Origin of the sequence: uncultured Nocardioides sp., assembly GCF_947489365.1 — a bacterium.
Taxonomy (GTDB): Bacteria; Actinomycetota; Actinomycetes; order Propionibacteriales; family Nocardioidaceae; genus Nocardioides.
Genome location: NZ_CANLDB010000008.1, coordinates 140,385 through 157,865, shown reverse-complemented (window position 1 = coordinate 157,865; position 17,481 = coordinate 140,385). Strand labels below are relative to the sequence as shown.

At 72.6% G+C, this 17,481-nt stretch carries 22 protein-coding genes; 12 read left to right on the top strand and 10 right to left on the bottom strand.

Annotated elements, in window-relative coordinates:
- Positions 1–12: 12 nt before the first annotated feature.
- Complete coding sequence (locus Q0858_RS19160; RefSeq protein WP_299057843.1) at positions 13–534, bottom strand: class I SAM-dependent methyltransferase; 522 nt, start codon at positions 532–534, stop codon at positions 13–15.
- Between the two features lie 41 nt (positions 535–575).
- On the opposite strand from Q0858_RS19160, the gene dapB reads away from it, so the two are divergent.
- Positions 576–1,358: a 4-hydroxy-tetrahydrodipicolinate reductase gene (gene dapB / locus Q0858_RS19155; protein ID WP_299057841.1), complete on the top strand. Its 783-nt coding sequence runs from the start codon at positions 576–578 to the stop codon at positions 1,356–1,358.
- A gap of 79 nt (positions 1,359–1,437) precedes the next feature.
- Complete coding sequence (locus Q0858_RS19150) at positions 1,438–1,647, top strand: hypothetical protein (RefSeq protein ID WP_299057839.1); 210 nt, start codon at positions 1,438–1,440, stop codon at positions 1,645–1,647.
- A gap of 3 nt (positions 1,648–1,650) precedes the next feature.
- On the opposite strand, the gene Q0858_RS19145 is transcribed toward Q0858_RS19150, so the two are convergent.
- Positions 1,651–2,211: a GNAT family N-acetyltransferase gene (locus Q0858_RS19145; protein ID WP_299057837.1), complete on the bottom strand. Its 561-nt coding sequence runs from the start codon at positions 2,209–2,211 to the stop codon at positions 1,651–1,653.
- 17 nt (positions 2,212–2,228) lie between these two features.
- On the bottom strand, positions 2,229–2,843 hold the full coding sequence (locus Q0858_RS19140) for a DUF3043 domain-containing protein (protein ID WP_299057835.1): 615 nt from the start codon (positions 2,841–2,843) through the stop codon (positions 2,229–2,231).
- Positions 2,844–2,985: 142 nt separating this feature from the next.
- Here Q0858_RS19140 and Q0858_RS19135 point away from each other — a divergent pair, with 142 nt between their 5' ends.
- The 4 genes from Q0858_RS19135 to Q0858_RS19120 are packed head-to-tail and all read left to right on the top strand — an operon-like array spanning position 2,986 to position 5,646.
- Entirely contained in the window at positions 2,986–3,795 is an 810-nt protein-coding gene (locus tag Q0858_RS19135) for a PspA/IM30 family protein (RefSeq protein ID WP_299057833.1), read from the top strand.
- The gene (locus tag Q0858_RS19130) at positions 3,792–4,070 is read left to right on the top strand and encodes a hypothetical protein (RefSeq protein WP_299057831.1); all 279 of its coding nucleotides are present in this window, start codon (positions 3,792–3,794) and stop codon (positions 4,068–4,070) included. The genes Q0858_RS19135 and Q0858_RS19130 overlap by 4 nt, the downstream gene beginning before the upstream one ends.
- Before the next feature lie 54 nt (positions 4,071–4,124).
- On the top strand, positions 4,125–5,048 hold the full coding sequence (htpX, locus tag Q0858_RS19125; protein ID WP_299057829.1) for a zinc metalloprotease HtpX: 924 nt from the start codon (positions 4,125–4,127) through the stop codon (positions 5,046–5,048).
- Between the two features lie 25 nt (positions 5,049–5,073).
- Positions 5,074–5,646, top strand: coding sequence for a hypothetical protein (locus Q0858_RS19120; RefSeq protein WP_299057827.1), 573 nt, complete (start codon positions 5,074–5,076; stop codon positions 5,644–5,646).
- A 7-nt stretch (positions 5,647–5,653) separates the two neighbouring features.
- Here the strand turns inward: Q0858_RS19120 and nadA are convergent, their stop codons facing one another.
- The 4 genes from nadA to Q0858_RS19100 are packed head-to-tail and all read right to left on the bottom strand — an operon-like array spanning position 5,654 to position 9,532.
- On the bottom strand, positions 5,654–6,829 hold the full coding sequence (gene nadA, locus Q0858_RS19115) for a quinolinate synthase NadA (protein ID WP_299057823.1): 1,176 nt from the start codon (positions 6,827–6,829) through the stop codon (positions 5,654–5,656).
- Positions 6,830–6,880: 51 nt separating this feature from the next.
- Positions 6,881–7,792 (bottom strand): GNAT family N-acetyltransferase, encoded by a 912-nt coding sequence (locus Q0858_RS19110; RefSeq protein WP_299057821.1) that lies wholly within the window; start codon positions 7,790–7,792, stop codon positions 6,881–6,883.
- Positions 7,793–7,802: 10 nt separating this feature from the next.
- Positions 7,803–9,398, bottom strand: a complete 1,596-nt coding sequence (locus tag Q0858_RS19105; RefSeq protein ID WP_299057819.1) for a hypothetical protein — start codon at positions 9,396–9,398, stop codon at positions 7,803–7,805.
- Entirely contained in the window at positions 9,392–9,532 is a 141-nt protein-coding gene (locus Q0858_RS19100; RefSeq protein ID WP_299057817.1) for a hypothetical protein, read from the bottom strand. Before Q0858_RS19100 ends, Q0858_RS19105 begins: the two co-directional genes overlap by 7 nt.
- A 455-nt stretch (positions 9,533–9,987) precedes the next feature.
- Here Q0858_RS19100 and Q0858_RS19095 point away from each other — a divergent pair, with 455 nt between their 5' ends.
- Positions 9,988–11,079 (top strand): glycerate kinase, encoded by a 1,092-nt coding sequence (locus tag Q0858_RS19095; protein ID WP_299057815.1) that lies wholly within the window; start codon positions 9,988–9,990, stop codon positions 11,077–11,079.
- A 143-nt stretch (positions 11,080–11,222) separates the two neighbouring features.
- On the top strand, positions 11,223–11,585 hold the full coding sequence (gene erpA, locus Q0858_RS19090) for an iron-sulfur cluster insertion protein ErpA (RefSeq protein WP_299057813.1): 363 nt from the start codon (positions 11,223–11,225) through the stop codon (positions 11,583–11,585).
- 58 nt (positions 11,586–11,643) lie between these two features.
- Here erpA and Q0858_RS19085 read toward each other — a convergent pair whose 3' ends face one another.
- Positions 11,644–11,877, bottom strand: coding sequence for a hypothetical protein (locus Q0858_RS19085; RefSeq protein ID WP_299057811.1), 234 nt, complete (start codon positions 11,875–11,877; stop codon positions 11,644–11,646).
- A gap of 64 nt (positions 11,878–11,941) precedes the next feature.
- Here Q0858_RS19085 and Q0858_RS19080 point away from each other — a divergent pair, with 64 nt between their 5' ends.
- Complete coding sequence (locus Q0858_RS19080) at positions 11,942–12,943, top strand: carbohydrate kinase family protein (protein WP_299057809.1); 1,002 nt, start codon at positions 11,942–11,944, stop codon at positions 12,941–12,943.
- Here the strand turns inward: Q0858_RS19080 and Q0858_RS19075 are convergent.
- Together Q0858_RS19075 and Q0858_RS19070 are read right to left on the bottom strand one after the other, a co-directional pair.
- Entirely contained in the window at positions 12,927–13,166 is a 240-nt protein-coding gene (locus tag Q0858_RS19075; RefSeq protein WP_299057808.1) for a sulfurtransferase TusA family protein, read from the bottom strand. The two genes, Q0858_RS19080 and Q0858_RS19075, sit on opposite strands and share 17 nt — an antisense overlap.
- Entirely contained in the window at positions 13,163–14,299 is a 1,137-nt protein-coding gene (locus Q0858_RS19070; protein ID WP_299057806.1) for an aminotransferase class V-fold PLP-dependent enzyme, read from the bottom strand. Before Q0858_RS19070 ends, Q0858_RS19075 begins: the two co-directional genes overlap by 4 nt.
- Positions 14,300–14,392: 93 nt before the next feature.
- Between Q0858_RS19070 and coxB the strand changes: the two genes are divergently transcribed.
- The 3 genes from coxB to Q0858_RS19055 are packed head-to-tail and all read left to right on the top strand — an operon-like array spanning position 14,393 to position 17,450.
- Complete coding sequence (gene coxB, locus Q0858_RS19065) at positions 14,393–15,277, top strand: cytochrome c oxidase subunit II (RefSeq protein WP_299057804.1); 885 nt, start codon at positions 14,393–14,395, stop codon at positions 15,275–15,277.
- Positions 15,274–17,058 (top strand): cytochrome c oxidase subunit I, encoded by a 1,785-nt coding sequence (ctaD, locus tag Q0858_RS19060; protein ID WP_299057802.1) that lies wholly within the window; start codon positions 15,274–15,276, stop codon positions 17,056–17,058. The genes coxB and ctaD overlap by 4 nt, the downstream gene beginning before the upstream one ends.
- On the top strand, positions 17,055–17,450 hold the full coding sequence (locus tag Q0858_RS19055) for a cytochrome c oxidase subunit 4 (RefSeq protein ID WP_299057801.1): 396 nt from the start codon (positions 17,055–17,057) through the stop codon (positions 17,448–17,450). The genes ctaD and Q0858_RS19055 overlap by 4 nt, the downstream gene beginning before the upstream one ends.
- Positions 17,451–17,481 lie beyond the last annotated feature (31 nt).

Genomic DNA, 17,481 nt, shown 5'->3' with positions numbered 1-17,481 from the left:
GACGTCGGGCCCTCAGACCCGGGTGCCGACGATCCCGATGACCGCCGGGTCGGCGGAGTCGAGGCGCGAGACCTCGAAGCCGCCGCCGGCGAGCGCGTTGCTCGCCCCGCCGACGACACGGGCGAGGTCCTCGCGCACGCGGGGCGCCTCGTAGAACAGGAAGAGCTTCCCGCCCGGCACCAGCCGGTCGTGCAGCAGCGCCACCTCGTCCGCGCAGTCCCGCACCCAGAACAGGTTGACGTTGAAGGCGAAGGCCTTGTCGAGCCGGCGTACCGGCACCCGCAGCGTCGCCAGGTCGATCTGGCGGACGGTCAGCCGGCCGGAGTCGACGTGGGGCTGGTTGCGCCGCCGCGTGCGGTCGACGCCCGACTCCGAGCGGTCGATGCAGAACAGCTTGCCCGACGACAGGCGCGGGCAGATCACCTCCGCCGCCGCCCCGGGTCCGCAGCCGATCTCGAGGAGATGGTCGGTGCCCTGCACGTCCATCGCCCCGACCGCCCAGCGGATGCGCGGGGGGACCGTCTGCCGCACCATGGGTCGTAGCCTGCCAGATCCCGCGCACTAGGTTTGGCCACATGGACGGTGACGAGACCCCACAGGCCCCTCTGGCCCCTCTGCGCGTCGGAGTCCTCGGTGCGCGCGGCAAGGTCGGGAGCGAGGTCTGCCGCGCCGTACGGGGCTCCGAGGGCCTGGAGCTGGTCGCCGAGCTGGACGTCGACGACGACCTGGAGGACCTCGTCGGCTCCGGCGCGTCGGTGGTCGTGGACTTCACCAGCCCGTCCGCCGTGATGGGCAACCTGGACTTCTGCGTGCGCCACGGCATCCACGCCGTGGTCGGCACGACCGGCTTCGACGACGACCGCCTCGAGACGCTGCGCGGCTGGCTCGACGCCTCGCCGGAGGTGGGCGTGCTCATCGCCCCCAACTTCTCCATCGGGGCCGTCCTCATGATGCGGTTCGCCGCCGAGGCCGCCCCGTTCTACGACTCCGTCGAGGTCGTCGAGCTGCACCACCCCCACAAGGCGGACGCGCCGTCCGGCACCGCCCGTCGTACGGCGGAGCTCGTCGCGGCCGCGCGCGCCGAGGCCGACCTGCCCCCGGCGCCCGACGCGACGTCGACCGCCCTGGACGGCGCCCGCGGTGCCGACGTGTCCGGGGTGCCGGTGCACTCGGTGCGCCTGCGCGGGCTGGTCGCCCACCAGGAGGTGCTGCTCGGCGGCGAGGGGGAGACCCTCACGATCCGCCACGACTCCTTCGACCGCGCCTCGTTCACCCCCGGGGTGCTGGCGGGGGTGCGGGCTGTCGGCGGGCGCCCGGGTCTCACGGTCGGGCTCGAGGAGATCCTCTGGTCGAGGTGATCCGGGCCACACCGGGCTTGGTGACCGGCCCCCTCGGATGAGAGGCTGGCCGCCGTACACACTGACTCGGAAGGTGTCCATGCGTCAGCTCCTGCGCCCCACCCTGCGGCTCGCCGCAGCCCTCGCGGCCCCCGCCGCCGCCCTGGTCCTCGCGCTCCCGGCGCAGGCCCAGCCCATCGAGACCGAGCCCCGGACCACGGGGCCGATCGAGACCGAGCCGCGCGTCAGCGCGAGCGGACCGATCGAGACCGAGCCGCGGGGCCCGATCGAGACCGAGCCCCGCGCCTGAGGCTCAGCCCACCGTCGTGTGGAGCCTGACCTGCGTCAGCAGGTGCTCGCCCGCACCGTCGACGTCCAGCTGACGGTGGGCGCTGTCGGGCGCCCAGCCGGCCCCGGTGAGGAACGCGCGTGTCCGCTCGTCGGTCGCGGGGCTCCAGGTCACCAGGCGGGTGAACCGGTCGGCGACGACCGTGTCGACGGCGGCCTGCAGCAGCCGTGAGCCGTGCCCGCGCCCGCGGTCGGCCGGGTCGACGACCAGGTCGACCATCTCGGCGTCGGCGACCGGGTCGAGGTCGGGGTCCGTGGCGGGCGCGGTGACGACGTACCCGGTGACGCGGTTGCGCTCCAGCGCGACGAGCACACGGACCCGGGCGTCGGGCGGCGAAGCCATCGACGCGTGCCACGCGCGGGCCGCCTCGACCGCGTCGAGGTCCAGCAGCGCGGCCGGCAGCACCCCGTCGTACGTCACGGGCCAGGCTCGCGTCTGCACGCCCGCGATGGCGGTGGCGTCGTCACCCCACGCGAGGCGGACGGAGACGTCGGCGGTCGGCCCGGATCCGGCGGGAGGCTGCACGGGGGTGCCCGGCCCGCTCAGCGGTACGTCTCGGGAAGGGTCTGACCGAGCTTCACCTGCGGCTTGGGCAGGCGCATGAACTTCATCTGCAGCGACCGGGAGATGGCGTAGTACGTGGTGCCCTTCACCGACTCGCCGGGGAAGCGGCGGCCCAGCTCGCGGCGCAGGCGGATGCGCAGGAAGACCATGTCGAGCACCACGAGGAGCAGCGTGCCGAGCAGCACGAAGTTGCCGATGCTGGCCAGGTAGGTGCTGCCGGAGTAGCCCATGATCAGCGTGATGATCAGCAGCGGGAGCATCAGCTCGACGAACGACAGGCGGGTGTCGACGTAGTCGCGGACGAAGCGGCGCACCGGGCCCTTGTCGCGCGGCGGCAGGTAGCGCTCGTCGCCGGTCTTCATCCCGTGGCGGATGTCCTGGCTGCGGCTCGACCGTGCGGCGCGCTCGGCGGCGGCCTGCTCCTTGCGCGTGCGAGGCGTCTTGGCCTTCGCCTTGCGCGCCGCCTCCGCCTCCTTGCGCGTCGGCGTCGGCCGGCCCTTGCCCACCGCCGGCGTGCCGTCGGCGGTCGGCGTCTTCACGACGGTGTCGGTGGTCTCGGTCTTGTCGCGGCGGAACAACGCGGTGGGCCTCACGGGTCGCGGACGGGCGGGAGAGCCCACTCTACCGGCGGTCGCAGACGTCTGGGGTTTGCGCCTAGTCTGGGCGGGAGAGAAGCAGGTCACCCCGGCTGACCCGACGAGCACCGCCCACAGACCCACGAGGAGTGGTCCACCCATGGCCCTGATGAAGCGCTTCGGCATGATCTTCCGGTCCAAGGCGAACGCCGCCCTGGACCGCGCGGAGGACCCTCGCGAGACCCTCGACTACAGCTACCAGCGGCAGCTCGAGCTGCTGAGCAAGGTGCGGCGGGGCGTCGCGGACGTCGCGACCAGCCGCAAGCGCGTCGAGCTCCAGGTCAAGCAGCTGGAGCAGCAGGCCGACAAGCTGCAGTCGCAGGCGGAGAAGGCGATCTCGGTCGACCGGGAGGACCTGGCGCGTGAGGCGCTGACCCGCAAGTCGGGGCTGGCCCAGCAGATCGCGGACCTGCAGACCCAGCACGCGCAGCTCCAGGGCGAGGAGGAGAAGCTCACCCTCGCGCAGCAGCGGCTGCAGGCGAAGGTCGAGTCCTTCCGCACCCGCAAGGAGACCATCAAGGCGACGTACACCGCCGCGGAGGCCCAGACCCGCATCGGCGAGGCCATGAGCGGCATCGGCGAGGAGATGGGCGACGTCGGCCTCGCCATCCAGCGGGCCGAGGACAAGACGGCGAACATGCAGGCCCGTGCCGGCGCGATCGACGAGCTCATCGCCTCGGGCGCGCTCGACGACGTGTCGAACCCGAACGGCAGCGACGACATCTCCCGCGAGCTCGAGTCCCTCAGCTCCGGCTCGGACGTCGAGGCCGAGCTCGCCCGCCTCAAGGGTGGCGGCAGCGCCGCTCCCCAGCAGCTGGGCGCCGGCTCCGGCTCGGCCGGCGGCGCCACCGACGCGCTCGACGCCGAGCTGGCCCAGCTCAAGAAGCAGAACGAGGGGGGCCAGGCATGATCGTCCGGATCCTCAACGAGGGCCAGTTCGACGTGGCCGACGACCGCCTCGACACCCTGAACGAGCTCGACGACGCCGTCGAGGCGGCCATCGCCGCCGACGACGAGGCGGCCTTCACCACCGCGTTCGCCGCGCTGCTGGAGGCCGTCCGCGCCTCGGCGGCGCCGCACGACGTGGACGCGCTGGACGCCTCCGACCTGGTCCTGCCGCCCGCGGACGCGAGCATCAGCGAGGTCCGCGAGATGCTCGCCGACGACGGGCTCATCCCGGGCTGATCCTCGTCTGAGAGGCGCCTGAGACCGCTTGGCGGAGCGGGGGATGATGGAGCCATGGCTCGTTCCCGCTTCATCAAGGACACCGGGCTGACGGCCCGCATGACGCTCGTGATGTTCCTGCTGGGCGCGCTGTTCGTGGCGCTCATGGTCGCGCTGATGGCGATCGCGGGTCGTGCCGGGGGTGGCGGGCTCGTGGTGATCGTGGGCCTGGTCGGGATCGGCATGGCGTTCTACCAGTGGTGGTCCTCCGACAAGGTCGCCATGCGTGCGATGCGGGCCCGTGAGGTGAGCCCCCAGGAGGCCCCCGAGCTGCACGGCATGATCGACCGGCTCTGCGCGCTGGCCGACATGCCGAAGCCCCGCGTGGGCATCGCGGACATGTCGATGCCGAACGCGTTCGCGACCGGACGGTCCCCGGAGCGTGCCGTGGTCTGCGTGACCACCGGCATCCTGCGCACCCTGGACGCCGAGGAGCTCGAGGCCGTGCTGGCCCACGAGCTCTCCCACGTGGCCCACCGCGACGTCCTCGTCATGACCGCCGCCTCGTCGGCGGGCATCGTCGCGGGGATGCTGACCAACGGAGCCCAGTACGGCGGGTTCGCCCTGTCGCGCTCGCGCAACAGCAACGCGGGCATCGCGTTCGTGCTGGCGCTGGTCGTGAGCCTCGTCGTCTACGCCATCAGCTTCTTCCTCACCCGCCTGCTGTCGCGCTACCGCGAGCTGTGCGCGGACCGGTCGGGCGTCTACCTGACGATGAAGCCGGCCGCCCTGGCCTCGGCGCTGCAGAAGATCAGCGGCGACATGGCGCGGATCCCGCAGCGGGACCTCCGGGCCAACGCCGCCATGAACGCCTTCTTCATCGCCCCGGCGGTCAGCGGCATCTCCTTCTCCCAGCTCACCTCGACCCACCCGTCGCTGGAGCAGCGCCTCGAGCAGCTCGCCCGGATCCAGGCCGAGCTCGACCGGCCGGTCGGCTGAGCCGCCGGCCTGGGACGCTGGACGCATGGGCTTCCTCGACGCGATCCTCGGCCGGCGCCAGCCGCGCCCCAACCGGTTGGACGACCTGTTCCACCTGCCCAACGCGGCTGTGACCCTGCAGACCGCGGCCGGTCTCGAGCCCACCGGCGTGGGGGCCGTCTGCTACCGCGGCGCGGCGGGGGCGGCGTTCAGCCAGACCCAGGACGACATCGTCGAGCTCCTCGACGCCGACCCAAACGCGCCGAAGGTGGAGAAGAGCCTCGACTCGTTCGGCTTCACCTGGCTCGTCGTACGCCGGGACCCGAGCGACACCTCCGGCCTGGCCACCGACCTGCACGCGGTGAACACGATCCTGGGTGAGGCGGGCTTCGCCGACGGCCTGCTGTGCTCCCACCTCGGCTTCGCCGACGCCTCCGGACGCCGCCTCGCGGTGGTCTACCTCTACAAGCAGGGCACCTTCTACCCGTTCGCCCCGAACGGCGAGCAGTCGCGCGACAACCTGCTCGAGCTGTCGGTGCGCGACCACCTGTCCGGCGAGCTGCCGATGGAGACCGACACCTCGCGGTGGCTCGCCATCTGGGGCGCCCCCGGCATCTAGCCCTGGATCAGCCGGGCAGCGACAGCATCCGCTCGAGCGCGACCTTGGCCCAGTGCTCGGTGTCGCGGTCGACGCTGATGCGGTTCACGACCTGCCCGGCGACGAGCGACTCGAGCGCCCACACGAGGTGCGGGAGGTCGATCCGGTTCATCGTCGAGCAGTAGCAGACCGTCTTGTCGAGGAACGTGATGCGCTGCTCGGGGTGCTCGTTCGCGAGCCGCCGTACCAGGTTGAGCTCGGTGCCGATGGCCCACGACGTCCCGGCCGGGGCCTTGCGGACGGTGTCGATGATGAACTCCGTCGAGCCGACGAGGTCCGCCTCGAGCACGACGTCGTGGCGGCACTCGGGGTGCACGAGCAGCTTCACGTCCGGGATGGTCCGGCGCAGCTCGCGGCACACCTCGGCGGTGAAGCGGCCGTGGACCGAGCAGTGGCCCTTCCACAGGATCACCCGGGCGTCGCGCAGCTGCTCGGGCGTCAGTCCGCCGCCCGGGCGGTGCGGGTCGAACACCACGCAGTCGTCGAGGGAGAAGCCGAGCTCGAGGACGGCGGTGTTGCGGCCCAGGTGCTGGTCGGGCAGGAACAGCACCTTCGTGGGCATGCCGGTGACGGCCTCGTCCTTCTGCGCGAAGGCCCACTCCAGGGCCCGCTTCGCGTTCGAGGAGGTGCACACCGCGCCGTCGTGGCGCCCGCAGAACGCCTTGATGTCGGCGGAGGAGTTCATGTAGGTCACCGGGACCACGGCGTCGGCGACGCCGGCGGCCTCCAGGGCGTCCCAGGCGTCCTCGACCTGACCCAGCCGGGCCATGTCGGCCATCGAGCAGCCGGCGGCCAGGTCGGGCAGGATCACCTGCTGGTCGTCGCCGGTGAGGATGTCGGCGGACTCGGCCATGAAGTGCACGCCGCAGAACACGACGTACTCGGCGTCGGGCCGCGCGGCGGCCTCCCGGGCGAGCTTGAAGGAGTCACCGGTCACGTCGGCGAAGGCGATGACCTCGTCGCGCTGGTAGTGGTGACCGAGGATGAACGCCCGGTCGCCGAGGGCCTCGCGCGCCGCGCGGGCACGGGCGACCAGGTCGGGGTCGGAGGCCGGGGGCAGGTCACCCGGGCAGTCGACGCCACGCTCGGAACCGAGGTCCCGGCCGCGGCCGAGGGGGAGGAGCGGCAGGTCCACCGTCGTCATGCCCTGATCGTACGGCTGGTCGCCGTCCCGACCGATTCGGCCGCCGCGTCGTCAGAGGAGCGAGCCGTGGTGCAGGTACGGCGTCGGCGGGCGGCAGCGACGCAGCGCCAGGTAGCCCCGCTGGTGCAGCGCGAGACCGGCGGCGAGGCCGACGTCGATCGCCCACTGGTTCGCGGCGGTCAGGTGGCCGATCCGCGTCCCGGGCTCCCCGGCGGGCGCCGAGGCCAGCGCCTCCCACGCCAGGTCGCGGGCGACAGCGACGGTCGTCGCGGCGAGCAGGGCGGGCTCGCCGCTCCCACGGAGGTAGGCGTACCCCTGCCCGGCCGGCCGGTCGACCACGAGCAGCCGGGCGGTGGTGGCGTGCAGCACGTCGTGGTCGGGCCCGTGGGCGGCGCCGCGGGCACGTCGGTCGACCGAGTCCATCAGGTCACGGTCGCCCAGGGTCCCCTCGCGGATCCGTCCGAGGACCGGCAGCGCAGCACGGTCGACCGCGCCGGTCATCAGCATCGCCGGGTGGAGGTCGAACCCCGCCAGGCGGTAGCGCCGCACGGCCGCGGGATCGGGGGAGGAGGCGAGCATCCCGCGCAGGCAGCCACGGCCGTGGTGCAGGGCGGCCTCGAGCAGCACCCGCCCGGTCCCGCGGCCCTGGAGGCCGGGCCGGACGCCGTACGAGGCGAGGACCCACATCAGCTCCCGGGTGAACGAGACCGCGAAGCCGACGACCCCGCCGCCGGCGTCCGCCGGGTCCTCGGCCACCCAGCAGCCTCCGGGGTCGGTCGCGAGGAGGTGCTCGGTACGACGCCGCCACTGCGCGGAGCGTGCGGGATCGCGCCCCGTCGCGGCAGCCCCGGTCGGGACCGGAAGACGGCGCTCGAGGTCGGAGAAGGAGTCACCACTGATGCGCTCGACCTCGGCCACGTCGTCGAGACGCATCGGCCTGATGACGATCGCGGGGGCGCCCACGCTCCGCACGCTACTGGTCGTCGGACCCGACCAGGCGGCGCAGGGCGCGGTCGATGAGGGCGTCGGTCGTGGTCTGGCCGTCGATGAGGAGTGCGGTTTCGCCCTCGGTGAGGGGGTGGGTGCGGCCGTGGGTGTCGAGGAGTCGGGTGAGGCCGTGGGGGCTGGTCCAGACGGTGCCGGCGGGGGTGGGCGTGATGGTCCAGCCGAGGTGGGTGCGGGCGCGGTGCGTTGTCCTCGAGAGGGGTTGGGAGTCGGTGGTGGTCTGGCCGGGTGGTCCGTCCGGTTGGTAGGGGACGGGGTGGTCGAGGTCCATGGTTCGACCTCTCCTGGTGGCGTGGGGGAAGGCTTCGGCCGGTGATCGGAGGAAGATCCGTTCGCGCATCCAGGTGGGGTGTTCGTAGGCGTCGACGGCGTGGGTTTCGCGGTTGTCGATGACGGGTTGGACGGTGAGGTCGTGGCGCCGCAGCAGGGTCGCGAGGTGGGTGATGTCGAGGGGACCGTGGCCCTCGATCCGGGCGACCCCGGCGCGGCCGGTGGTGCCGTCCAGAGCGGACTCGTGGAGGTGGACGTAGAGCGTCGCCTTCGGCCGCAGCCTCGTGAGGGCCTTGGCGTCGAGCTTGGCGAGGACGTCGTCGGTCAGCCCGAGCGGTGAGGCCACGACCGGCTCTTGCGGCTCGTCGTCGACGTCGTGCTCGGGCTCCACGTTGATGTCCCCTGGGACGTCGTCGGGGATGGCGTGAGCGATGTTGTCGGGGACGACGGTGTCGTGCTCGGGCCCTGGGTCGGGCTCGGTCTCGGGTGCGGGTCCGCCGCGGCGGGAGCGCTCGGCGCGGCGCTCGTCCTCGACCCACTGCTCGTCCGGGGTGAACGGGTTCTCCTCCGCGGGTGCCTCACCGGTGGGGTCGGCGGGGTCGGCGCCGTGGGTGACGAGCAGGGCCATGAGCTCGGCGGGGCGGGCGAGCCAGCCCATGGCCTCGGCGCGGAGCCAGTCGCGGGTCTGCTCGGGCAGCCCGGCCGCGGCACGCTGCACGGTCAGGATGTCGGCGACGCGGTCGACCATCGCGGCCACGTAGACCGCATCACCGGTCGCGAGACGGGCGATCAACGTGCGCATGCCGGTGGCGTCGGCACGGCCCAGGCCGACGTACCGCTTCGCCCGCGACGCCGCGGCCCGGGCGCGGTGGCCGTCGGGGTCGGCCAGGATCACCGAGGCCTCGGCGATCTCCAGCACCCGCGACGGTGAGACCCCGATGATCGCCTCGGCCACGGCGGCGTCCACCACCGGCATCCCCGCCTCAGGCACGGCACGCGAGATCGACGCGGCCTTGCGGGCCACCCAGACCTCGGCCCGACCGTCCATGACGTGGCGCCAGGTCCGGGGCAGCCGGTGACGCAGGTCCAGGGCGTCCGCGGCCATCGCCCGCACCCCGACCGGATGGCGCGACAGCGCGACGCCGAGCTCGAGCAGCGACAGGTCCCGCACCAGCGGCGCCCCCTCACCCGCGATCGCGACCAGCCTCTCCCCACCCAGCACCTCACCAGGAGTGGCGACGTAGCCGGGTTCCTCGCGGGGGTCGGAGGCGAACCGGTCACACCACGTCAGCACGCCAGCAGCTCGTCGAGCTCGGCCTCACGACGCCGCCGTACGGCTTCCTCGGCACGGAACAGGACCTCGTCGGTCGGGGACATCTCCCACTCGCGCACGCCGTCGTGCTCGGCGGCGGAAGTGGGTGTGGTCATGCCCTGATGATAGTCGAACATGTGTTCGACCACAATGGTTCGTCCACACCTGGATCGGCCTGCCTGGCGGGCAGGAGGGGTCTCGACAAGCTCGACCACCGGGGGTCTGGGCTGGCGTACTTCTTGCGGGGTCTCGTGGCTCGCGCGCTCGTCCCTCGCGGGCTCGCACCTCGACCTCCGGCGCGGGGCCGGGCCCGTCGGTGGTTGAGGTGTGACGAGCCCTGGCGAGGAACCTCGAAACCCGGTGAGAATCTCGACAGGCTCGACCACCGCGGGTCTGAGCCGTCGTACGTCTCTCCGGGTCTCGTGGCTCGCGCGCTCGTTCCTCGCCTGCTCGCACCTCGACCTCCGGACGCCGGTTGCGGCCTCGACGCCCTCGTCGCCGGGACTCCTCACTGCTCGACCACCTCAGGACCACCGACCGGGGTGGACGGAAGGGCGGGCAGGATGGAGCGATGCGTCTGCTCGTGGCACCCGACGCCTTCGCCGGCGCCCTGAGCGCGGTCGAGGCCGCCCGCGCGATCGGGGAGGGGTGGCAGCGTCGCGCCCCCGGCGACGAGGTCGACCTCGCGCCGATGTCGGACGGTGGGCCGGGGTTCGTCGACGTCCTCCAGTCCACGCTGGGCGGGGAGCTGCTGGCGCGGACGGTCCGCGGTCCCTTCGGGGACCCCGTCCCCGCCTCGGTGCTGGTGCTCGGGTCCACCGCGTACGTCGAGGCCGCGCAGGCGTGCGGCCTGCACCTGACCGGCGGCGAGCGGGGCGAACGCGCGTCGTCGTACGGCGTGGGCGAGCTGGTGGCCGCGGCGGCCGCGGCCGTGGGTGCGGGGGGAGAGGTCGTCGTCGGCCTCGGCGCGCTCGGGAGCAACGACGGCGGGGCGGGACTGCTGACCGCGCTGGGGACGACGGCGGACCGGTCCCTCGACGCGGGCGCGGCCGGCCTCGAGGGTGTCGAGGGTGTCGATCTCGCCCCCGCCCGGGCCGCGGTCGACGGGGTGCGGCTGCGGGCCGCGTGCGACGACGCCACCCTCCTCGCCGGGCTCTTCGGGACGACGAAGGCGGCCGGGGCCGAGCGCGGCATCGACGAGGAGCGGCTGCCCGGGGTCGACGCGCTCCTGGAGGCGTGGGGTGCCGCCACCGGCCGCCGTACGGCGCTCGAGGAGCGCACGGGTGCCGGCGGCGGCTGCGGGCACGCCCTGCGGCTGCTCGGCGCCGAGCTGGTCGACGGCCTCGGACTGGTCGCCGCCACGCTCGACCTCCCCACCCGCGCCGCCACCGCGGAGGTCGTCCTCACCGGCGAGGCCTCGCTGGACTTCTCGGGTCGTTCGGGCAAGGTCCCGGGCGCCGTGGCCCGCGTCGCCGCCGACGCGATGCGGCCCTGCGTCGTCCTCGCCGGCCGGGTCGTGTTGGGTCGCCGCGAGCTGCGCACCCAGGGCATCGAGGCGGCGTACGGCGTGAGCGACACGATCGGCGACGAGCGCGCGGTCGCCGACCCGGCCGGCGCCCTGGCCGACCTCGCCGCGCGCGTCGCCCGCACCTGGTCCATGTGACCTGGCCGGCCCGGCCCGGTGTGACGAGGCCGTGCCGTCGGCTCCTGGGGGAACAAGCAGGCGTGTGACAGGATTGGTACTGGATGAGAGCGGCCCCACCGCCGTGGAGCAGGCCGCCACACCGAGCTTTCGAGGGAGTAGCCATGACCGAGCAGGTCGAGACCACCCAGCAGACGCTGTCGGACCAGGTGAACCTGTCCGACGTGGCGGCGCAGAAGGTCAAGGCGCTGCTGGAGCAGGAGGGTCGTGACGACCTCGCCCTGCGCATCTCGGTGCAGCCGGGCGGCTGCTCCGGCCTGCGCTACCAGCTGTTCTTCGACGAGCGCACGCTGGACGGCGACGTCACGCACGACTACGACGGCGTGAAGGTCGTGGTCGACCGGATGAGCGTCCCCTACCTCGGCGGCGCCGTCATCGACTTCGTCGACACCATCGAGAAGCAGGGCTTCACGATCGACAACCCGAACGCCACCGGCTCCTGCGCCTGCGGCGACAGCTTCCACTGATCGCACGACGAACGGCCCCGGTCACCACGGTGACCGGGGCCGTTCGTCGTCCGTGGGCTCAGTCGAGGTAGGACGCGCCCAGGCGGGCCGCAGCCGCGTCGATGCTGATCCCCGGCTTGACCTCCGGCTCTCGCTCGCGGCGCAACCACGCCTCCCAGGACAGCTCAGGCGCGGGCCGCACGGCGAGGCGCGCCGCCTGCTCCAGCAGGCGCAGGCGCTTGCGCGTCACCCGTCCGTCGTGGGCCATCTGCTGCGGCGAGGCCGCGTCGTCGTACGCGGGTCGGGGGTCCATGACGGCGACGCTAGGGGCTACCGATGAGTACCCGAAGGCCTACTCGCAGGTAGTGTCGCCGCCCGTGTCCCTGCTGATCACCGGCTCCATCGCGACCGACCACCTGATGACCTTCCCGGGTCGGTTCACCGACTCCCTGGTGGTCGACCAGCTCGACAAGCTGTCGGTCTCCTTCCTCGTCGACGACCTCGAGGTCCGCCGCGGCGGGTGCGCGGCGAACATCTGCTTCGGCCTCGGCGCGCTGGGCCTGTCGCCCGTGCTCGTCGGCTCGGTGGGCGAGGACTTCGGCGACTACCGGTCCTGGCTCGAGCGCCACCGCGTCGACTGCGAGTCCGTCCACTACTCCGAGACGCGCCACACGGCCCGGTTCGTCTGCACCACCGACGCCGACCACGCGCAGTTCGCCTCCTTCTACGCCGGCGCGATGTCCGAGGCCCGCGAGATCGAGCTGGCGCCGATCGTGACCCGGGTCGGCGACGCCGAGCTGGTGCTCGTGGCGCCGAACGACCCCGAGGCGATGCGTCGCCACACCGCGGAGTGCCGCCACCGCGGCTACCGGTTCGCCTCCGACCCCTCCCAGCAGCTGGCCTTCGGCGACGGCGAGCTGATCCGCGACCTCGTCGACGGTGCCGACCTGTTGTTCAGCAACGAGTACGAGGCCTCGCTCATCACGACCAAGACCGGCTGGACCCGCGAGGACGTCCTGGAGCGGGTCGGCACCTGGGTGGTGACCCTCGGTGCGTCCGGTGTCCGGATCGAGCAGGCCGGCGCCGAGCCCGTCCACGTCGCCGCCGTCCCGGCCACCGCCACCCCGGACCCGACCGGCGTCGGTGACGCCTTCCGCGCCGGCTTCCTCGCCGCGGAGGGCTGGGGGCTGAGCCGCGAGCGCGCCGCCCAGCTCGGCTGCCTGCTCGCCGTCCACGTCGTGGAGTGCATCGGCACCCAGGAGTACGACGTCCAGCCCGACGCGTTCCTGGCCCGCGGCACCGCGGCGTACGGCGAGGGGTTCGGCGCCGAGGTGGGTCCGCGCCTTGCGGACCCGCAGGGCCTCAGCGCGCGCGGCTGACCCGGAAGCGCGGCACGCCGTCCGCGGCGGTGTCCTCGCCGACGTAGTCGTGGCCCCGCATCCGGCACCAGGCCGGGACGTCGGTGCGCGAGGCGACGTCCGTCGACACCACCGCGACCTGGTGGCCCACCGCGACGTCCTCGACGTGGCGTGCCAGCTCGATCACCGGCAGCGGGCAGCGCATGCCCCGGCAGTCGAGCTCGAGGTCCGGCTCCTCGCTCACAGGCCCACCTCGGCCCGCAGACGCGGCACGACCTCGGCGACGGCGGCGACCAGGGCGTCCACGTCGGCCTCGGTCGCGTCGTCGGTGAGCGAGACCCGCACGTTGCCGTGCGTGAGCACCCCCATGGCCTCCAGCACCCGGCTCGGCGTCAGCGTGGACGCCGTGCACGCCGACCCGCTGGCGACGGCCAGGCCCCGCCGGTCGAGCTCGGTGACCAGCGCCTCGCCGTCCACGTAGAGGCAGGAGAACGTCACCAGGTGCGGGATCCGGTCGACCGGGTCCCCGGCCACCTCCACGTCGGGCACCCGGGCCACGCCGGCCCGCAGCCGGTCCACGAGCGCGTGCTGCCGGGCCGCGGTCGCCTCGGCGTCGTCCACGACGGCGCGGAGGGCGGCCGCCGCGGCCAGCGCGGCCGGCACGTTCTCGAAGCCCGTCGCGCGCTCGTCGACCCGGTCGTCGGCGGGGAACGGGGAGCGCCAGCGGGTCCCGTGGCGGACCAGCAGGACGCCGACCCCGGCGGGACCGCCCCACCGGTGCGCCGAGGCGGCGGCGGTGTCCCAGCCGCGGGGGAGGGGCTCGCGGCCCGCCGAGGCCCGGGCGTCCACGAAGACCCCGACGTCGTGCGACGCCGCCGCGGCGGCGCAGGCCGCCACCGGCTGCCGGGTCGCGACCTCGTGGTTCGCCGACTGCACCGCGAGCACCGACGCCCCGGGCAGCAGCGACCCGAGGTCGTCGAGGAGCACCCGACCGAGCCGGTCGACACCGAGCTCGCGCGTGGTGGTGCCCAGCCAGCGCTCGGCCCACGCGGCGGCGTGGGCGACCGAGGAGTGCTCGACGGCGCCCACCACCACCGGGCCGGGGGCGGCGCGACCGGCACGGACACGCCCGGCGAGGAGCCCGAGCAGGCCACGGTGGGTGGCGTCGGTGCCGGACGGGGTGAAGGTCACCTCGTCGGGTCGCACGTCGAGGGCCTCCGCCACGACGGCGCGGGCGTTGTCCAGGAGCAGGCGGGCGGAGCGGCCGGGGCCGTGGAGGCGTCGGGGGTCGGCCCAGCCGCTGCGCAGGGCGTCGTCCAGGACCGCACGTGCCGCCGGGTGGAGGGGCGTGGACGAGGCGGTGTCGAGGTACGCCACGACCCCGAACCTACCGTCCACCCAGGGGCGTTCCCGGGTCCGAGTACGGGTACTGTTCAGACGTCGTGCTCGTAGCAGAGAGAGGCTCGTCGAGTGCCTTCTGATTACCCCGGAGGTCCCCGCTCCGCCAGGAACCGGGCCAAGCGGGTCGGCCTGTCCGTGGCCGGTGGCGTGGGGCTTCTCCTGCTCACCGGCTGCTCCGCGGAGACCGAGCGCCAGATCCGTGGCCTCGCGATGCCGGAGCCCGCCACCGAGCAGGCGCCGGCCATCTACGACCTGTGGCGCTGGTCCTGGCTCGCCGCCATCCTCGTCGGCATCATCGTGTGGGGCCTGATCGGCTACGTCGTGGTGCGCTACCGCCGCCGCAGCGAGGACGAGGTCCCCGTGCAGACGCGGTACAACCTGCCGCTCGAGATCTTCTACACGGTCGCCCCGATCATGATGGTGATCGTCTTCTTCTACTGGACCCTGACGGTCCAGAACCAGGTCCTCGACGAGCAGGACCCGGACGTCGAGCTCGAGGTCGTCGGCCAGCAGTGGTCGTGGACCTTCAACTACCCCTACACCTCCGACGAGGGCGACGAGGGCTACGTCTACTACACCGGGACGGCCGCCGAGATCCCCACGCTGGTGCTGCCCGAGGGTGAGCGGGTCCAGTTCAACCTGCACTCGCCCGACGTCATCCACGGCTTCTGGGTGCCCGGCTTCCTCATGAAGATGGACGTCATCCCGGGCCGCACGAACAACTTCCAGGTGGTCCCCAACCAGGAGGGCTTCTTCAAGGGCAAGTGCACCGAGTTCTGCGGTGTCTCGCACTCCCGCATGCTGTTCAACGTCGACGTGGTCTCCCCCGAGGAGTACGAGGCCTACCTCGACGAGCTGGCCGCGACCGGTCAGAACTTCAGCCCCGAGCCGGTGACCGGCGGCGACGACGCCGACACCGTGGCCGGGCTCGAGGAAGAGGAGGCCTCCGAATGACCGCGACACTGCCCCCCACCACCGCCACGCCGGGCGCCGAGCGGCAGCAGTCGCTCGGTCAGCTGGTGGTCCGGATGATCACCACGACCGATCACAAGCTGATCGGCAAGATGTACCTGACCACGTCGTTCGGCTGGTTCCTGGTCGCAGGCCTCATGGCCATGCTGATCCGCTCCGAGCTGGCGTTCCCGGGCAAGCAGGTCGTCTCGGACGACCTCTACAACCAGCTGTTCACGATGCACGGCACGATCATGCTGCTGCTGTTCGCGACGCCGCTGTTCTTCGGGTTCGCGAACGTGATCATGCCGCTGCAGATCGGGGCTCCCGACGTCGCCTTCCCGCGGCTCAACATGTTCAGCTACTGGCTGTTCCTGTTCGGCGGCCTCATCACCGCCTCCGGCTTCCTCACGCCCAACGGCGCGGCCGCGTTCGGCTGGTTCGCCTACACGCCGCTGTCGGACGCCGTCCGCTCGCCCGGCGCCGGCGGTGACCTCTGGATCATGGGCCTGTGGCTGGCCGGCCTCGGCACGATCCTCGGCGCGGTCAACTTCATCACCACCATCATCTGCATGCGCGCCCCCGGCATGACGATGTTCCGGATGCCGCTGTTCGTCTGGAACACGCTCGTCACCAGCCTCCTGGTGCTCATCGCGTTCCCGATCCTGGCCGGCGCGCTGCTGTCGCTCGAGGCGGACCGCTTGCTCGGTGCGCACGTCTTCGACGCCGCGCACGGCGGGCCGATCCTGTGGCAGCACCTGTTCTGGTTCTTCGGCCACCCGGAGGTCTACATCATCGCGCTGCCGTTCTTCGGCATCGTGACGGAGATCTTCCCGGTCTTCAGCCGCAAGCCGATCTTCGGGTACGTCGGCCTGGTCGGCGCGACCCTGGCGATCGCGATCCTCTCGGTCGCGGTCTGGGCGCACCACATGTTCGTCACCGGGGCGGTGGACCTGCCGTTCTTCTCCGGCATGACGTTCCTGATCGCCGTGCCGACAGGAGTGAAGTTCTTCAACTGGATCGGGACCATGTGGGGCGGGAGCCTGTCCATGGACACCCCCATGCTCTGGTCCGTCGGTTTCCTCGTGACCTTCCTGTTCGGTGGCCTGACCGGCGTCCTGCTGGCCTCCCCGCCGCTGGACTTCGCGGTCTCGGACTCCTACTTCGTGGTCGCGCACTTCCACTACGTCGTGTTCGGCACCGTGGTGTTCGCGATGTTCGCGGGCTTCTACTTCTGGTGGCCCAAGATGACGGGCCGGATGCTCGACGAGCGCCTCGGCAAGCTGCACTTCTGGCTGCTGTTCGTCGGCTTCCACACCACCTTCCTGGTCCAGCACTGGCTGGGCGTCGAGGGCATGCCGCGTCGCTACGCCGACTACCTGCCCGACGACGGGTTCACCACGCTCAACCAGATCTCGACCATCGGCTCCTTCGTGCTCGCCGCCTCGACGCTGCCGTTCCTCTGGAACGTCTACGTCTCGCGTCGGTCGCGCAAGATCGAGGTCGACGACCCCTGGGGCTGGGGCCGCTCCCTGGAGTGGGCCACCAGCTGCCCGCCGCCGCGCCACAACTTCCACGAGCTGCCGCGGATCCGCTCGGAGTCGCCCGCGTTCGACCTGCACCACCCGGAGGTGGCGGCGCTCGAGCTCGAGGACAACGGCGCGATCCTCGGGGAGACGCCGACCGACACCCCGGACATGGCGGGCCGCGCGGAGATGCTCCGTGAGCGGGTCGTGGACGACCGCAAGAAGAAGATCGACGACGAGAGGGACACCGACCGATGAAGGCGGAGACCTGGGTCTTCGGCAGTGCGGCGATCTTCTTCGCCGCCGTCAGCCCCGTGTACTGGTTCGTCGCCGGCGACTGGACCGGCACCTCGGCCCTCGTGATGGCCACTCTGCTGGTGCTCATGGTGGCGCTGTACCTCGGCGCCTCCGGCGCCCGCATGGACCAGCGGCCCGAGGACCGCAAGGACGGCGAGATCGCCGACGGTGCGGGGGAGCTCGGCTTCTTCCCGCCGTACTCCTGGTGGCCGCTGTGGTGCGCCTCCACTCTCGCCGTCTGCGTGCTCGGTGTGGTGTTCGGCTGGTGGCTGTTCATCATCGGCGTCGTGTTCGGCGCCATCGCCCTGTCGGGGTGGGTGTTCGAGTACTACCGCGGGGTCCACGCCCACTGAGGCGCAACCCCGGCCCGGCACGACCACGGAC

What these genes read in the sequence shown, in the direction of transcription:
- Q0858_RS19160 (WP_299057843.1), bottom strand. Translation starts at nt 534, where the DNA reads ATGGTGCGGCAGACGGTCCCCCCGCGCATCCGCTGGGCGGTCGGGGCG.
- dapB (WP_299057841.1), top strand. Translation starts at nt 576, where the DNA reads ATGGACGGTGACGAGACCCCACAGGCCCCTCTGGCCCCTCTGCGCGTC.
- Q0858_RS19150 (WP_299057839.1), top strand. Translation starts at nt 1,438, where the DNA reads ATGCGTCAGCTCCTGCGCCCCACCCTGCGGCTCGCCGCAGCCCTCGCG.
- Q0858_RS19135 (WP_299057833.1), top strand. Translation starts at nt 2,986, where the DNA reads ATGGCCCTGATGAAGCGCTTCGGCATGATCTTCCGGTCCAAGGCGAAC.
- Q0858_RS19130 (WP_299057831.1), top strand. Translation starts at nt 3,792, where the DNA reads ATGATCGTCCGGATCCTCAACGAGGGCCAGTTCGACGTGGCCGACGAC.
- htpX (WP_299057829.1), top strand. Translation starts at nt 4,125, where the DNA reads ATGGCTCGTTCCCGCTTCATCAAGGACACCGGGCTGACGGCCCGCATG.
- Q0858_RS19120 (WP_299057827.1), top strand. Translation starts at nt 5,074, where the DNA reads ATGGGCTTCCTCGACGCGATCCTCGGCCGGCGCCAGCCGCGCCCCAAC.
- nadA (WP_299057823.1), bottom strand. Translation starts at nt 6,829, where the DNA reads ATGACGACGGTGGACCTGCCGCTCCTCCCCCTCGGCCGCGGCCGGGAC.
- Q0858_RS19100 (WP_299057817.1), bottom strand. Translation starts at nt 9,532, where the DNA reads ATGACCACACCCACTTCCGCCGCCGAGCACGACGGCGTGCGCGAGTGG.
- Q0858_RS19095 (WP_299057815.1), top strand. Translation starts at nt 9,988, where the DNA reads ATGCGTCTGCTCGTGGCACCCGACGCCTTCGCCGGCGCCCTGAGCGCG.
- erpA (WP_299057813.1), top strand. Translation starts at nt 11,223, where the DNA reads ATGACCGAGCAGGTCGAGACCACCCAGCAGACGCTGTCGGACCAGGTG.
- Q0858_RS19085 (WP_299057811.1), bottom strand. Translation starts at nt 11,877, where the DNA reads ATGGACCCCCGACCCGCGTACGACGACGCGGCCTCGCCGCAGCAGATG.
- ctaD (WP_299057802.1), top strand. Translation starts at nt 15,274, where the DNA reads ATGACCGCGACACTGCCCCCCACCACCGCCACGCCGGGCGCCGAGCGG.
- Q0858_RS19055 (WP_299057801.1), top strand. Translation starts at nt 17,055, where the DNA reads ATGAAGGCGGAGACCTGGGTCTTCGGCAGTGCGGCGATCTTCTTCGCC.